The organism is Quyinboa sediminis, from assembly GCF_042219855.1.
GTDB lineage: Bacteria > Bacteroidota > Bacteroidia > Bacteroidales > UBA5342 > JBHJHP01.
In genome coordinates, this window is sequence record NZ_JBHJHP010000008.1 from 206,424 (window position 1) to 222,621 (window position 16,198).

A 16,198-nucleotide genomic window follows, 5' to 3' on the forward strand; every position below is an offset into this window, starting at 1 on the left:
ATTGGTATAAATTTATGTTTTTCTTTTTATAGACAAATTATTATTAAGTACAGATTGAAACATTGCGTACATGATCAAATATGAAAATATTGCACCTGCTATGCTTCCGTACGTTGCTCCTATTGTATTATACTGAGTAATAAAATAGTACATTAATCCTGAATTAACCGGTAATGCAATTAGTGAAGCATAAAAGTTTAAGTTAATTTTTCCCAAACCTAATAGTGCAACTCCTCTGAGTGCATACATGTTTCTGAAAAACCATGCTAAAATTAAGTATCTGAAATATATAACCGAATTGTCATATTTACCTGAGAACATTAAATGTAATGCGGGCTTAATACTTATGAATGCAGCTATTCCAATGAGTATGGATAAAAGAAACAGAAGCCGGTTATATTTCTTGAAAACTCTTTTCCATTCATCTTTATTATTTGATCTTTCGGAAAAATAGGGTGTTGTAATTTGCTGTACAGTAGTTGTGAAGAGTCGTAAAACAATAATTAAGGTAATGGCAAAACTATAATATCCAAGTTCTGTTCGGTCTGAAATAAAGTAGTTTAATAAGAATATATCCAGATATAAACTAATATTGCTTAAGGCATTCGCCAGAAATGAAAATTTCGCATAAAACCAGTGTGTCCTGAAAGCATGTTTGAAATTGAATTTCTTTCTGTTTTCTTGCTTAATACAGGTTCTTCTGAACATTACGATAAACGTTAATGTACTCCCTGCAATAGTACTGTATATAAAGCCCTTAAAACCAAAGAAATATGTAAGTCCTATAATAAGAAACAGTGATATAAGTTTTGTGATAGTCTGAATTGAAGCAAGTTCTTTAATTCGTTTTAAGGCCTGCAAGTATGAAATTTGCAGGTAGTTGAGCGTCAATGGGAAAAGGGCAATAAAATATAATGGTAATACCTTGTTAATAATTGGGTCTGCTGAAATCAGCCCCATGAATGCAAGCGCTGAAAATATCAGGTAAGCTACTATGGTGGAGATTACCGTATAGTGTATTGCTTTTTTAAATAAATAATAGGTTTCTTCAGATCCTCTTTTTTCAGAGCATAGTTTTAAGGTTGAGGTATTAAACCCAAGACCTGCAATTATGATGGCCAGGCCACTGTATGTTTGCAGTACCTTTATCTGCCCAATTTGTTCCGGAGATAAAATCCATGCTACAAATAAACCCGAAGAGAACGTTATAATCTGAATAAAGAAATTTGCCGATAATAAATGGAAGAACCCCATTTTCCCAACATCGCTCAGAATTTGCTTTGCGTTCAAAACCAATGTGTTAAACTGAGATTTAAACATTCGTTGAACTTTTTCGATAGTAAGAATACATATGGTCGTAATAGGGATATTTATTTGGCAGGAATCTTTCCAGTATAGTTAGAATCTTGGTTTGCCAAATGTAAATCCGTTTTGGCTTAATATCAAGTGTAGCGTTATAATAGGATGCCAGGCGCTCTGAATCAGGGTTCTTAAAAATTTCGTAATAAGGTGATCGCTTCGAATATCTTCCTGCTAATCCACCCGATGTATATTTTCTTTTATTTAGGTTCATGCCATGCTTAACCATAAAGTGATCGAGAAACTGTCTGGAATAGAATGATAAATGTTCAGGTGGCGTAAACATATGCCAATGAAGATTTCTCTTTTGTAGTTTTTCTACCAGTTTTGTTTCAATTGAAGGGATAAGAATTACCAATATTCCGTCTGTTTCCAGTATTGAGATCAGTTTCTCCAATAATTTGACCGGTCTCGCGATATGTTCCAGAAGAGCATAACAGGTTATGACATCAAATTTCTTATCAAATTCTATATTTTCTATGAAATCGCAGTATATATTCAGTCCTCTTTCTTGAGCAATGCCAGCATTAAACTCATTTAGTTCAACTCCATATAACTCGTGGTTTTTATCCCAATGCATTAAAAAATCACCAGTTCTGCATCCTACATCTAAAACTTTAAGATTTTTTTTAGGTGATTCTAATGTCCTTATAATATAATTTACTTCATCTGTCCAGTATTTTCTGACGACAAATTTAGAATCATGTTTTTTAGTCTCAAAATTGTAAAGCGATGCTAAGTCTATATTGTGCTCAGCTTCATCAAAGAAAAATGATTGACATGCGTTACATTTATACAATGTATAAGGAGATTCAGTATATGGACCGATTATCGATTTATATTCTGATATATCATCAGAATTGCATATAGTACAGCGATCAATCATTTTGCTTTAAATTTATTAATCCTAAATACTCTTTCCAGTCTCCAATATCTGTCCATGACTTCTCACTTATTGGAAACACACCAACTTTACCACCTCTTTTTTTAATTTTTTCAATAAGTTCTGTTATATGAAAGAATTCATTTTCCGGGATCTCATTCAGAAGGTGTGGTTCCAGGATGTAGAATCCAGTGTTAATTTTAAAAACAATCTCAGGTTTTTCAGAAATTGTATCTAATAAGCCATCTTCTACTGTTTCCACTGTTCCATATGGAATATTATAATGTTTGAGTGCAGCAACCATGGTAAGTTCGTTTTTATTGCGGTTGTGATAATCGTATATCTCACTGATGTCCTGGTCGATAAGTATGTCGCAATTTGACACAAAAAAAGTTGTAGCTATTTTATTTTTTAAAAGAAACAAGGAACCTGCAGTTCCCAGAGGTTGATCCTCCTGGAAATATTCAATATTATAATCAGGATTGTTTAATGTCTCAAAATAGTGTTTTATAATTTCTGCTTTGTAGTTCACAGACAGGAAAAAATCGTTACATCCAACTTCACAAAATCTGTCCATAATCTCTTCAATAATGGTTTTTTCACCGAGGGGTATCAGAGGTTTTGGTAGAACGTTTGTCATTGGTCTTAATCGGGTTCCTTGTCCTCCAGCCATAATTAGTACCGGAAGGCGTTTTATTTGTGACTTGCTTTTTTCCTTATCAATGAACACATCTTCCCAAAAATAGACATCACTCAGGTTTCCGTCAGTATCGATCACAGGCATACATTCAGTTCTGTATTCCAGCATTCTTTGTTTTATAACATCAAAAGATTCAGTTGAATAACTTAGTGTTATTTTTTTTCTCAGAATGCCGGTTAACGAACCGTTTAAATCCGTATTGTTTATTATGGCTCTTTGAATATCTCCAATACTTAAAAGCCCTAAAAACTCAATACCATCAAAAACCAAAAGTAGTTTTTTCGTACTCTGATCCATTTGTTTAAGTGCGTCCAGAATTTTTGCATCCTTTTGAATTGAAATAGCCTTAATCTTTTTATCGTCCATTTTTGCCTTATTCAAAAATTAATTTTAGCAGATGACTTTTATGAATTTAAGTATAACTCTATACCCTTTTTTAGTGATACCTTTGGTTCCCAGTTTAATACACTTTTTATTTTCTTATTCGATCCAACAGTTTCTAATACTTCGTTTTTGCGTACTGTATTTTCATCAAATATGAATTGTAAAGATGTATTTTCAGATACCATTTTTATGATATCGGTTAATTCTTTTACTGAATAACTTTTTTCAGAGGCAATATTTAATGTTTCATAATCAAAATCTGTACTGCAAGCTTTGATAATGGCATCAATAACATCAGTTATATAAATAAAATCTCTGCGGGGTCTTGCATCTTTTAGCTTAACTGACGTATTGCCTTTTTTAACTTCACTTATAATTTTAGGAATCAAAAAATTTTCATTCTGTCCTGGTCCATAAATATTGAAAGGTCTGAATATTAGGACAGGAATATTAAAATCACGATGATAACCTTTGCATAACTCTTCACCTATTATTTTAGTTTGAGCATATGGATTAAATGCTTTTAGAGGATGATTTTCGTCTATTGGCAAATATTCCGGTTCACCATATACATAAGAACTGAAAAATATGAAGCGTGCATTCTTCTTTCTGCACAACTCCAATGCGTTTAAAGTACTAACCACATTGGTATAATAATATTCATGTGGCATGTTAAATGATTCGGGTACAAAAGATTTGCCAGCCAGATGAATCAGTAAATCAAAATCAGAAATTGAATTCAGCGAATCTTTATTTGTAAGATCATAACCATTATTAATATCCAGTTCAATAATGCTATAATCAGGAAAATTAAGCTGAATCGCATTTTTCAGATGTTTCCCGATAAATCCAAAACTTCCTGTGATTGCAATTCTCATTTTAAAGATTGTAAATATCAGATTTATACTTCGCCAGATTCTTTTTATCTGAAAACCATTCACAGGTAACCCTTAAGCCTTCCTCTAGTGTAAATTGAGGGGTCCATTCTGTAAGTGTTTTGATTTGAGTATTATCACCCCATAGCCGGAATACTTCTGATTTTGATGGCCTAAGCCTTTGGTTGTCAGTTGTGAATTCTATATCAGAGCCCATGATATCTTTAATAATATTCAAAGTATCCCGCATTGATACTTCAAAATTTGAAGCTATATTAATCTCGCGCCCGGTTGTTTTATCCGTTTTAGAGATTTCAATAAAACCATTACAGGTATCTGTTACAAAATTAAAATCGCGTGTTGGGCTAAGGTCACCGAGCTTAATTTCTTTTGTGCCATTCAGTATTTGCGTAATTATAGTTGGTATTATGGCTCTCGCAGATTGTCTGGGGCCAAATGTGTTAAACGGTCTTGCAATAGTGACCGGAAGATTAAAAGCGTTAAAGTAACTCATCGCTATTGCATCTGCACCAATTTTAGATGCTGAATAAGGACTCTGAGGTTGTTTAGGATGTTTTTCATCAATGGGCACATATTGTGCGGTCCCATAAACTTCTGACGTAGAGGTGTGAATTACCCTTATTCCACCATTTTCTTTTGCTGCCTGACAAATATTTAAAGTTCCCTTGATATTAGTATCAACATATGAATCCGGTGCTACATATGAATACGGAATTGCGATCAGAGCCGCAAGATGGAATACTGCATCCATGCCTTTTACGATGGTATTACAAAAATGTGGATCTCTGATATCGCCGGAAACGATTTCCAGATCTGGACTATTTCTTAAGTCTTCCAGCCATCCCCAGTAGTTGAATGAATTATACATCGATAATGCACGAACTTTAAACCCTTGCTCCAGAAGCAATTCTGTTAGGTGTGATCCGATAAATCCGTCAGCACCTGTGACTAAAACATTCTTCATAGTTTGTATTGTCTTATTTTACTGCAACCGGCGCAGCAATATATTCACATTCTCTTCAAAGTTAAAATGTTTCAATGCGAATTCCCTTCTTTTGGTAAGGATTTCGCGATTATATTCACCGTAACATGAAAACATATATTTTAAACCTTTTACAACATCATTCACATTGTTTTCAACGAAATCGAGTTTTAGGTTGTATGAATCATTAAATGGTGTATATGTTGATATTCCGGATAATAAAATTGGTTTTTCAAATATTAATGCCTCCATGAATTGACTACTCAATCCATCTGATTCAATGATATTAATTGAAAAATCGGTTCTTTTCCAAATTTCATATATATCACGATCGGGTAAATATGGATGTTTGATAAAACGGATATATGTATCTAATCCATATGAATTCACTTTAGCTTTTAACTCATGTTCATATTCAGAATCAGTGACATTACCGTGCCAGATAATAATCCTCGTATTTTTAGGTAAGTCGTATTTTATAATGTTCATAGCTTCAATTAACAGATCAAACCTTGTAATGCGAATTATCGATCGGGGATAAAAAATAAAGATATCACTTTCTTTTATGCTGTTTAAAAACGTTTTCGTAAACTCAGTAAGAGATGCCTTCTTATTTAAAATATCAAAATCAAGACCCCAAAAAAATAAAAGTAATTTATCATTAAACATTGGTAGTCTTTCATTAAATGCTTTTCCAATGGAGTAGGTGCTTGTTATTGTATGAATTTTTTTAAAACACAGCCTGTAAACCCACCCTCCAATATTTTTGGCTGAAGCCATTTCGGTAATCTTTACTCCCCAGGGAATAAAGACACTTCTTTCAAACTTAAGAAAGAACACCAATATAAACAATACTCTCCAGTTGAACCCACCATGAATGATAGCAATATCAAATTTTGTTTTTCTTATGCGGGGAATAAGAAAAAAAAGGTTTAACAGAGATTTTTTTTCCAGGATTTTTGCCTGGGAAGTTGAAAAGCCGAACTTAGTATTAGACAGGAAGGTAAGTTCATATTCTTCATTATTATTAAAATAGTCCAGCCATTTCTTAATATTATGGCCCTGCCCCGGCCCAAACATAAATATTTTTTTCCCTTCATTCATTACAGGTATTCATTTACATTTAGGTTCTGTTTTAAAAAGGGTTGTTTCCCCGCTTTTGTCCTTTCAATCTTATCTGTAATATGAATGTTTACAGTTAGCCTTCCGCCAGTAACATCCTGCATCACCTGTTTCACTTCAGCCTGATCTGCCGGAGAGAAGTGTTTATCCGGAACAATATTTACATTTACAATACCCTTCTCATATTGTTCCAGTTTTAATGAAACAATGTTTTCAAAAGCTTTAAAATGTTGGGCAAAAATCAATGCTGTAAGTGATATTAAATGTCCATCTTTATCTATCACATAATCCTGTAATCTACCTTCAATTCTGTTCAGTATTTTGTAGTTTCTTCCACACGAAGCGCAGGAATCAGCTCCAACTTCGGCAAAATCCTGCGTTTTGTACCTTACAAACGGTGTCGCAAGATTCCAGAAGCTGGTTCCTACAATTTCCCCTGTTTTCCCGGCAGGAGTTGGACTTCCATCACTATTCAGAATTTCAGTTATTCCATACTGGGGATAAATATGGAACGTATCTTCTTTTTCACAATATCCCGCTAATACAGCTTTTTCAGTATGTCCATACCAATGGGAAAGGTTGGTATGAAAAACATCTTTGATTAAATTCTTCTGATGTTGCATTAATGGTTCAGAACTTAGTGCAATCAGTTTGAAGTGATGAGACAGCGTTAATTGATTATCTTTAATGATTTTAGCCAGCAGGTAAACAGAGGACGGATAGACATGGAGAATTGGAGCATTGTATTGTCTGATAGCCTCAAGGATGATTTTTACATTTTCAACATCCAGAGAATATGAGGAGAGAAGCATTACATTTGAAGGTTTTATATAGTATAAGCCCTCAATTTTATGACCTCTGAGCGCAACACGTTTGGTCTTCATATTTATCTCAGGTAAAAACCTTGACCATAAATCATGTATAAAAGCGAGTTCGATAAATATATTTTTATTTTGATGATAAAATCCAAAGGGTTCTCCGGAGGAGCCTCCGGTTGTGATGTGTTGAATTCCTTTCAGCTTTTTGTTAGAAAAAAAACCAATATTGTCTTTCAGTATCTCCCGGCTTATACAAGGTATTTTTTCTAAATCTGATAGAGATTGAAGCATTTTAGGTTCAAACCCATTGCTTTTCCAATGATTATGATACCCTTCAATATTATGCCAGCAGTAGTTAACAATTGATTTTAACTGCTTGAACTGAAATTCGCTTAGTAAGTCCTTGTTTTGAAATTCAGTGTCTTTTATAAGCTTTGTTATTTTTTTATATGTTGGGTAACCCCAGAAAAGAGACTGTGGAAGTTTATAATATATTTTTTTAAGAAAATTCAGCATTTGGATGAAATCAGAATAGATGTTTCGGTAGTCTGGATCATATCCCAGAGTTCAATCGGCCATGATTTATCTTTTGATTTAAGGGAGTCATATAACTCCAGGAGTTCTTCACGCTGACCTTTTTTACTTTGGTCATCATTAAACTCATGTATCTTAATACCGTAGCCTTTTAATCGTTTATAGTCATCCATTATAATGGATTTACCATCAAAATGGACTTCCATATATTCTTTGGATAAATTTTTATTCCCCTGTGAAAAGTATTGAATATTACAAACTGATCCGTCTGCATATTTAAGAGTGATGGATTTATTGTCTGAGGAGCTAACCTTCTCCGTTACAGGACTTATAGATTCACAGCTTATACTTGATATTCTTGAACCGGTAAAAAATGTCATGAGATCAATAAGGTGGCATGCTTCTCCTACAATTCTACCTCCGTTTTCATGTACCCAATGATCTTTTGCAATATAACCGGCATTCATTCTGTACTGGATGAAAAGAGGATTGATTCGTTTATCAGTATGGGATTTAATCTCTTTACATATTGGACTAAACCTACGGTTAAATCCTGTCATTAAAAGAGGTTTAGGACCGTCATGCTTTGCATAGAATTCCTTGATGCTTTCCAATTCGTCAATATTGGTTGACAAAGGTTTTTCAACAAAAACGTTTTTGCCTGCTTTTAATGCTTTGAGTACCAGATCGGCATGACTGTCATGTCTTGTTGAAATTAATATTAGGTCAACCTCAGGATCATCAAGCACTTCCTTCAGATCGGAAGTTGCATATTTTGCTCCGTATTGTTGTGCAATATTATTTGCCTTAATCCCTGTTCTGTTATCAACACAATATAGATTGTATTTTTTGTTTAAAGCTTTAATATTTGGTAAATGCATGGACATTGCAAAATTTCCGGCTCCCACCAGAGCAACATTGACATTGTCATTTTGTACGGTTGAATGTTGAAAAGATACATTCTTTGCAACAGAATAGTATTTTTCTACTTCATTACCCTCCGGCTCACCATAAAAGAGGAGCGATATAATTGGTTTTTTATTGCTCCTTAAGGATTCAAAAGCTTCTGATACTTTCTCGATAGGGAACTCATCAGATATCATAGATTCAATCTGAATATGACCCGAAGAAATTAATCTCAGATATTCAGACATGTTTCTGTTTTCAGTCCATCTTACATAAGCATAAGGATAATCAAGGCCCTTAATTTCATAGTTGTCATCATATCTTCCAGGCCCGTATGATGTAGAGATCCGGAAATCCAGCTCCTTTGAATATATGTCTTTTCTGTCAATCTCCATTCCTGATACGCCAACCAACACCACATGACCTTTCTTTCTGCACATCTGAAATGCCAGTGACAACGGTGAACTGCTGTTTGTTGCCGCAGTAAATATAACGGCATCTGTTCCATGTCCGTTTGTCCAGGATTGGATCATCTCTTTGATATCTTCACTTGTGGGATCAAGCGTAATTTCAGCTCCGTATTTTTGAGCTAGTTGTAAACGATTAATATCCGGATCAATTGCAGCAACCCTGATCCCTGAAGCTTTTAACATTTGTATGGTCAGCAATCCTAAAATTCCGGCGCCTGTTACAACACAATACTCTCCAAGCATTAATTCTGCACGCCTAATACCTTGCATCGCAATTCCTCCCAGAGATACTGTTGAGGCATGTTTGAAGCTGACATTCTCAGGCATTTTCATTACCAGATTTTCAGGGACAGATATGTATTCGGCATGATTCGCAAAACCACCTCCTGATGCGGCAACCCGATCCCCGATAGCAAATCCTTCAATATCATCCCCTATGGCAATAATAATCCCAGCAGCCGAATAACCGGTCTGTAAACCTCCTTCCTGAATACCTTTAATGATCCCGATAGTTTTATTTATGCCATTTACTTTTAGGAGTTCAATGCCATCTTTAATTTTTTGGGGCTGCTTCAGTAACCTTTGTGTTAAAGTGATTCCGCTCTCTTTAACACTTGAAAGCTCTGTTCCTGATGAAATACATGAGTAGACTACCTTGATGATTATTCGTCCCTTGCCAACTATAGGTGGTGGTACATTTTCGGATAAAACTTTTCCTTTCTTTACAATTGCCTGGTACATGTATGAGATGAAAATTTATTTAATGTGACTTTATTATAAGAACACAAAAATAACAAAGAATTCCACAAAAGTCATAACAAATCCTTAAGTAAGGAGCAACCATTATGATTTACATATCCATGTTAGATTAGATTGTTTGATAAATGCCGGTAAGAGTCCTGGAATCGTTCTCCCAATTGTACTTTGTTATAATCTTTTCCTTGGCCAGCTTATGATCAAAATTTACACTTTTGGTGTATATTTTCATGACTTGAGAGCAAAAATCTGAAGTATTGCCATCTTCAAAGATTAAACCACTTTTGGTTTCCTGAATTATTCGGACAAGAGGGTCACAATTCGACGAAATTATAGGAATACCGGCAAACATATACTGGAATAACTTGTGTGGAATGGTGTTGTCGGTGTGTTCTGTTTTTAAATGTGGTATTAACGCCACATTCGATTGATTCATTTTTATCAACAGCTCTTTTTGAGGCATCCAGCCCCAGAAAATTACATTTTTTTCAATACCTTCCTGTTGTGCCATTTCTTTTAAAGTGTCAAGGTATCTTCCTGAACCAATAATCCACACTTCAAGGTTATTTATTTGCTTTACGAGTTCAGGGATGGCTCTGATAACCGTTTGCAATCCACGGTGATAATTAACACCACCGCCATATATCATTGTAAATCTATCTTTATCAGCATTTAGAGGTGGAAAATCAAACAGATCTGTGTTTAAAGTATTGGAAACAACGCTGATTTTTTCATCTGATATCCCCAGTTTTTTAAGTCTGTTTTTTGCTTCGTCAATGACTACTATAATATGATCAGGGAATTGAAGATAATATTTTTCGTATGCTTTCCATTGGGGTATGGAACATAAGAGACGTCCAAGTGGCTTTTTTGTGTGTTCAGATAAACTTAGGAGTGCAGGCCAGTTTTCGTGTAAGTCTGTAATTAATTTTAGTTTAAACTCTGATTTTAGGGTTACGCCAACCTTTACCAAAGGTAAATCATGAATATGAATAACATCAAATTTCTGCTTCACAAGAATCCCTCTCAGATACTTTCCCCAGAATCTGAAGTAGAAGCTGAATTTTAAAGCTCCAACACTTGATTTATGGATGAATTTTGATATCCTTTTTCGATGAATAGTATAATTACTTTTTTTTATTAACTCGTCCTGCCCTTTAAGGGTTATACAGGCAATATGAATTTCATGACCAGCCTGACTTAATGCATTAATCTCATTTTCAACTCTTACGTCAGGTGGAAATTCACTTTCAAGAACCATTAATACTTTCATCAGCATATAAATTTCACGCAAAAGTAGTAATTCATTTATAAACATTTTATAATTATCCCATATGATGGTATATATGGTAAATATTAATTTAATTTGCATGCTCAGGTATGAAAAAAGTATTAATCATTACATATTACTGGCCACCATCTGGTGGTGCCGGTGTTCAGCGTTGGTTGAAATTTGCCAGGTATTTGCCCGAAAATGGTTGGACTCCGGTCATCTTTACACCTGAGAACCCGGAAGCGCCGGTCCAGGATTATACATTAAACAATGAAGTTCCGGATAAAGCAGTCGTAAAAAAGTTGAAGATATGGGAGCCGTTAAACTTATATAAGCTATTCACCGGAAAATCCAAAAAATCGACTTTAAATGCGGGTTTCCTGGAGGAAGAGAACAGTAATTCAGTGGCTAAAACGATCTCCGTCTGGATCCGTGGGAATCTTTTTATTCCTGACGCAAAAAAATACTGGATTAAACCAGCTTCAAAGTATTTAATTAATTACCTGAAAGATAATCCTGTTGATCTGATTGTTTCTACCGGTCCGCCGCACACCATGCACGTCATAGGAAATCGTGTGTCGCATAAAACCAATATCCCATGGGTGGCAGATTTCAGGGATCCATGGACGCAGATTGATTTTTATGACAAGCTTAAGGTGAGCCGGTTTGCGGATCTGAAGCATAAAAGGCTGGAAAGAAAAGTGCTGAGCGAGGCAGATAAGGTTGTTGCGGTAGGTGAAAACATGGCTACTGAGTTTAGAAAAATTGTGGATCGCGATATTCAGGTGATAACCAATGGGTATGATAAGGCTGATATAACAACAGAACATATTCAGTATCCCGAAAAGTTTTCAATCGTACATGTGGGAAGCATTAATGCAGACAGAAATCATTCGGATTTCTGGGCATCTCTGTCATTTTGTATAGAAAATGTAGAAGGTTTCAGCGATGATTTTGAGCTCATACTAGTGGGGAAAAATGATGTTAGTGTGACGAGGGATATTGGTAAATACGGATTAAGTAAGCATGTGAATTTTATAAGTTATATTCCCCATAATGAGGTGATTGCTGCCGAACAAAAGGCTGCCGTTCTTTATTTACCTTTGAACAATACTCCGAATGCGAAAGGGATTTTAACCGGAAAGTTTTTTGAGTACCTGGCCTCCGGTCGGCCAATTTTTGCCATTGGACCGAAAGATGGTGATTTAGCACATATTTTAAAAGAAACCGGTGCCGGAAGTATCAGCGATTTTGAAGATCAGGAAGGAATGAAGAAAGACTTAATCACATTTTATAAGGCATTCAGGAATAAATGTCTGACTTGTAAAAGTGAAAATATAAAAATTTATGAGCGATCCGAGTTAACAAAAAAAATGGTTGAACTCTTTGAATCAGTACTATGAGTAAGAAGATTATTACAGTTGTTGGAGCCAGACCGCAGTTTGTAAAGGCTGCAGCGGTCAGCAGAGCCATACGTCAGACGGACATGTCAGAGGTAATTATACATACCGGTCAACACTTCGATCAGAATATGTCAGAAGTTTTTTTTGAAGAAATGGAAATACCCCATCCTGACTATAACCTTGGCATTAGTTCATTAACACATGGTGCGATGACGGGACGAATGCTGGAGGGTATTGAAGAAATACTGTTAAAAGAAAAGCCGGATGCATTAATGGTTTACGGGGATACAAATTCTACTATAGCAGGAGCGCTTGCAGCGAAAAAACTGGGAATTAAAGTTGCTCATGTTGAAGCAGGCCTGCGTTCGTTTAATATGGCTATGCCAGAGGAAGTTAACCGGATTTTGACAGATCGTATTTCCGACCTGTTATTCTGCCCGACCGATACTGCCGTAAATAATCTGTGCGAAGAGGGTTTCTCTAATTTTGGATCCAAAATAATCAGAACCGGTGATGTAATGTACGATGCTGCATTATTCTACAGTGCGAAAGCTGCAGAAAAATCACATATTCTGGATAATTTAGCTCTGAATGGTAAAACATATTTGCTTGCTACAATTCACAGGCAAGAGAATACGGATAACGGGCAAAGGCTGGCTTCGATCGTTGAGGCCCTGAATGCATTGACTGAAATAACTGAAGTAATTGTTCCGCTGCATCCCAGAACAAAAAAAATAATGGCGCAGAGGCAACTGGATTACAAGTTTAAAGTCATTGAACCGGTTGGGTATTTTGATATGCTGGAACTTATTAAAAATTCAGAAATCATTTTAACCGATAGTGGTGGTCTTCAGAAGGAAGCTTTCTTTTTCAGGAAATACTGCGTTACAATGCGTGATGAAACTGAATGGGTGGAACTTGTCAGGAATGGATATAATTGTTTGGCAGGAGCTGATACTGAACAGATATTGAGATCTGCAGAAAATATGATGAAAAAAGAGCAGAATTTTACCCACCAGCTTTATGGTAATGGTGATGCATCACAACAGATTGCAAACGAAATTTTTAAATTGTAAGGATTTTTAGATTTTTTAAGGTAAAAATTTAATGTTTTGCTTTGTGATATATGTATTTGTCTCATTATTAATTTAATTTTGGCAACGAACCAGATATCCAGTTTTATCAGCACTAATAAAAAGACTTATCCTTAATTCAAATATTTGAAAATGAATAATTCACTAATTAAGAAAATCCTGAATTACGGTTTGCCGGTAATAATTTTTATATTTATCTCATATGCTTATTTCCCCGGATTGCTCGAAGGGAAGTCATTAATGGGACATGATACCAAGGTTGCTACGGCTAAATCCAGTGAAATTGAAAAGTTCAGGAAAGAATACGGAGAAGAACCGCTTTGGACGAATGCAGTATTCTCCGGGATGCCGGCATATTTTATTTCCACCAGATATACCGCAAATCTTACCCGGTTTGTTAACAGAATAATAGAATTTGGGAAAAGACCATCCAGTTATCTGATTATTGCGATGTTGTCTTTTTATGTTTTGCTTATTTCATTTGGTGTAAATCCCTGGTTAAGTATGATTGGTGCTCTCGCCTTTGGATTTACTACAAATACATTTGTGCTTTTGCAGGCAGGACATATGAGTAAGGTGCATACCTACGCCTATATGGGAGGTTTTGTAGCCGGGTTTATTCTCACATTCAGGGGGAAAAGGATTTTGGGCGCTGCAATGGCAGGAGTATTTTTATCATTGATGATATTGTCGGGTCACCCGCAAATGACATATTATACAGGGATTATTGTTCTTATTTATGGCATATTTGAACTTGTTGAAGCTATTAAGCAAAAAACGTATGCTTCATTTCTTACAAATGTAGGATTGTTGCTGGTGGCTGTCCTGCTTGCTTTCGGGAGTAATTTCTCAAGACTTTATACGCAATACGAATATCTGAAATACTCCACCCGTGGTGAATCTGAATTGACAAAGGATAAAACAGTTGCTACCGGGGGATTAGATAAGGATTATATACTTTCATGGAGCAATAGTGTAGCTGAAACTTTTGCATTAATGATCCCTGATTTCAGAGCCGGAGGAGCTGCAGATTATAAACCGGAATCTGAGTTTACAAAGCAGGTGTTGCCCGGATTAAAGCAGCAGTTTATACAGTCAGGAAATTCTGCAAAGGATGCACAGCACGATGCCGAACGTCAGGTGGGATCACTGTTTTACTGGGGTGGCAAACCAACCACAGACGGGCCTATGTATCATGGTGCTGTCATTTGTTTTCTCTTTATACTTGGTTTATTCCTTGTGAAAGGTAAGTATAAATGGTGGCTGCTTGTTGCTACTGTACTTTCAATCATGCTTTCATGGGGAAAATACTTTCCGGCATTGTCGCACTTGTTTATAGACTATTTCCCGATGTATGATAAGTTTCGGGACGTTACCATGTTAATGGTAATTGCACAGTTTACAATGCCTTTATTGGCTCTACTGGGTATTAATGCTCTGATTAAGGGCGAATATGATAAGCCGAAACTCAAAAAAGCACTTTACTGGAGTTTTGGCCTCACAGGAGGACTGGCTCTTATATTTGCACTTATTCCATCAATAGCTGGTAATTTTTCCGGTAAATACGATAGTCAGCTGCCCGCAAATCTACTGGAATCTTTACGTAGCAGTCGAATTCATGCCTTACGTTCCGATGCCTTCCGTGCTTTCATGTTTATTGCTGTGGCGCTGGCCGGTATATGGGCCTGGATGAGCGGTAAATTTAAAAAGGAATATTTTTATACACTACTGGCTGTTTTGGTTGTTGCTGATCTCTGGTTTGTGGATCAACGCTATTTAAGCAATAAAGATCTGGTTCGCCATAAACCCGGAATAGGATATGAACAGACCTATGCCGACAAGATAATTTTAAAAGATAAAGATCCGGACTTTAAAGTATTGAACCTTTCTGTTTCAACGTTTAATGATGCGTCCACTTCCAATTATCATTTTTCTATTGGTGGTTACGACGGTGCTAAAATGAGGCGGTATCAGGAGCTGATTGAACATAGTATGAGCAAAGATATGCAATATATTGCCCAGAATATTAGAACTGAGCAGCTGGATGTATTTCAACATACTCCCATTTTGAATATGCTCAATACGAAATATGTTATTCTCAGTCCTCAGTCTGCCCCTGCATACAATAAATATGCTTACGGACACGCATGGTTTGTAACAAAGATAGAACTGGTACCAACTGCAGATGCAGAGATTTTAGCCATGAAAACCTTAAAGCCGGATAAGGAAGCAGTAGTTAATGAACAGTACTCTGATGTCCTCGGTGGATTTGAATTCGTGAGGGACACTTCCGCAACAATCAAACTTGAAGAATACCGAACAAATTATCTTAAATATAAATCTCAAAGTAAAACAGATCAACTGGCTGTATTTTCTGAAATCTATTATCCGAAAGGGTGGGATGCCTTTATTGACGGGAAACCGGTTGAGCATGTGAATGCGGATTATGTACTCAGAGCTCTGCCGGTGCGTGCCGGAGAGCATGTTATTGAATTCAGGTTTGAACCAAAATCGTACTCAGTAGGTAATAAAGTATCTTTTGCCTCTTCATTACTTCTGATCCTTTTACTGATAGGAGCAGCAGGTAAAGAACTTTTCAGAAAGAATTAATTTCGTAT

12 protein-coding genes are annotated in these 16,198 nt (G+C 35.9%); 3 read left to right on the forward strand and 9 right to left on the reverse strand.

The features are described from left to right. Positions 1–12 precede the first annotated feature (12 nt). The 9 genes from ACE1EF_RS17450 to ACE1EF_RS17490 form a co-directional block, all read right to left on the reverse strand. A complete protein-coding gene (locus ACE1EF_RS17450; protein ID WP_375721983.1) occupies positions 13–1,320 on the reverse strand; it encodes an oligosaccharide flippase family protein in 1,308 nt (435 codons plus the stop codon). Then, positions 1,313–2,245, reverse strand: a complete 933-nt coding sequence (locus ACE1EF_RS17455) for a class I SAM-dependent methyltransferase (protein WP_375721984.1) — start codon at positions 2,243–2,245, stop codon at positions 1,313–1,315. The genes ACE1EF_RS17450 and ACE1EF_RS17455 overlap by 8 nt, the downstream gene beginning before the upstream one ends. Beyond that, entirely contained in the window at positions 2,238–3,308 is a 1,071-nt protein-coding gene (locus ACE1EF_RS17460; RefSeq protein ID WP_375721985.1) for a nucleotidyltransferase family protein, read from the reverse strand. Before ACE1EF_RS17460 ends, ACE1EF_RS17455 begins: the two co-directional genes overlap by 8 nt. 38 nt (positions 3,309–3,346) lie before the next feature. Further along, a complete protein-coding gene (locus ACE1EF_RS17465) occupies positions 3,347–4,204 on the reverse strand; it encodes an NAD-dependent epimerase/dehydratase family protein (protein ID WP_375721986.1) in 858 nt (285 codons plus the stop codon). Position 4,205: 1 nt separating this feature from the next. Next, positions 4,206–5,186 carry an NAD-dependent 4,6-dehydratase LegB gene (locus ACE1EF_RS17470; protein WP_375721987.1) on the reverse strand — a complete coding sequence of 327 codons (981 nt, stop codon included), beginning with the start codon at positions 5,184–5,186 and terminating at the stop codon, positions 4,206–4,208. Positions 5,187–5,204: 18 nt separating this feature from the next. Next, entirely contained in the window at positions 5,205–5,984 is a 780-nt protein-coding gene (locus ACE1EF_RS17475; RefSeq protein WP_375721988.1) for a glycosyltransferase, read from the reverse strand. 323 nt (positions 5,985–6,307) lie between these two features. Beyond that, complete coding sequence (locus tag ACE1EF_RS17480) at positions 6,308–7,210, reverse strand: phenylacetate--CoA ligase family protein (protein ID WP_375721989.1); 903 nt, start codon at positions 7,208–7,210, stop codon at positions 6,308–6,310. 443 nt (positions 7,211–7,653) lie between these two features. Continuing rightward, the gene (locus tag ACE1EF_RS17485) at positions 7,654–9,795 is read right to left on the reverse strand and encodes a Gfo/Idh/MocA family oxidoreductase (protein ID WP_375721990.1); all 2,142 of its coding nucleotides are present in this window, start codon (positions 9,793–9,795) and stop codon (positions 7,654–7,656) included. Between the two features lie 127 nt (positions 9,796–9,922). Beyond that, positions 9,923–11,182: a glycosyltransferase family 4 protein gene (locus tag ACE1EF_RS17490; RefSeq protein ID WP_375721991.1), complete on the reverse strand. Its 1,260-nt coding sequence runs from the start codon at positions 11,180–11,182 to the stop codon at positions 9,923–9,925. Positions 11,183–11,190: 8 nt separating this feature from the next. On the opposite strand from ACE1EF_RS17490, the gene ACE1EF_RS17495 reads away from it, so the two are divergent. The 3 genes from ACE1EF_RS17495 to ACE1EF_RS17505 all read left to right on the forward strand — a co-directional run bounded on the left by ACE1EF_RS17495 (position 11,191) and on the right by ACE1EF_RS17505 (position 16,190). After that, positions 11,191–12,486 carry a glycosyltransferase gene (locus ACE1EF_RS17495; RefSeq protein ID WP_375721992.1) on the forward strand — a complete coding sequence of 432 codons (1,296 nt, stop codon included), beginning with the start codon at positions 11,191–11,193 and terminating at the stop codon, positions 12,484–12,486. Further along, positions 12,483–13,562: a non-hydrolyzing UDP-N-acetylglucosamine 2-epimerase gene (wecB, locus tag ACE1EF_RS17500; RefSeq protein ID WP_375721993.1), complete on the forward strand. Its 1,080-nt coding sequence runs from the start codon at positions 12,483–12,485 to the stop codon at positions 13,560–13,562. The genes ACE1EF_RS17495 and wecB overlap by 4 nt, the downstream gene beginning before the upstream one ends. Before the next feature lie 150 nt (positions 13,563–13,712). After that, the gene (locus tag ACE1EF_RS17505; protein WP_375721994.1) at positions 13,713–16,190 is read left to right on the forward strand and encodes a YfhO family protein; all 2,478 of its coding nucleotides are present in this window, start codon (positions 13,713–13,715) and stop codon (positions 16,188–16,190) included. Positions 16,191–16,198 lie beyond the last annotated feature (8 nt).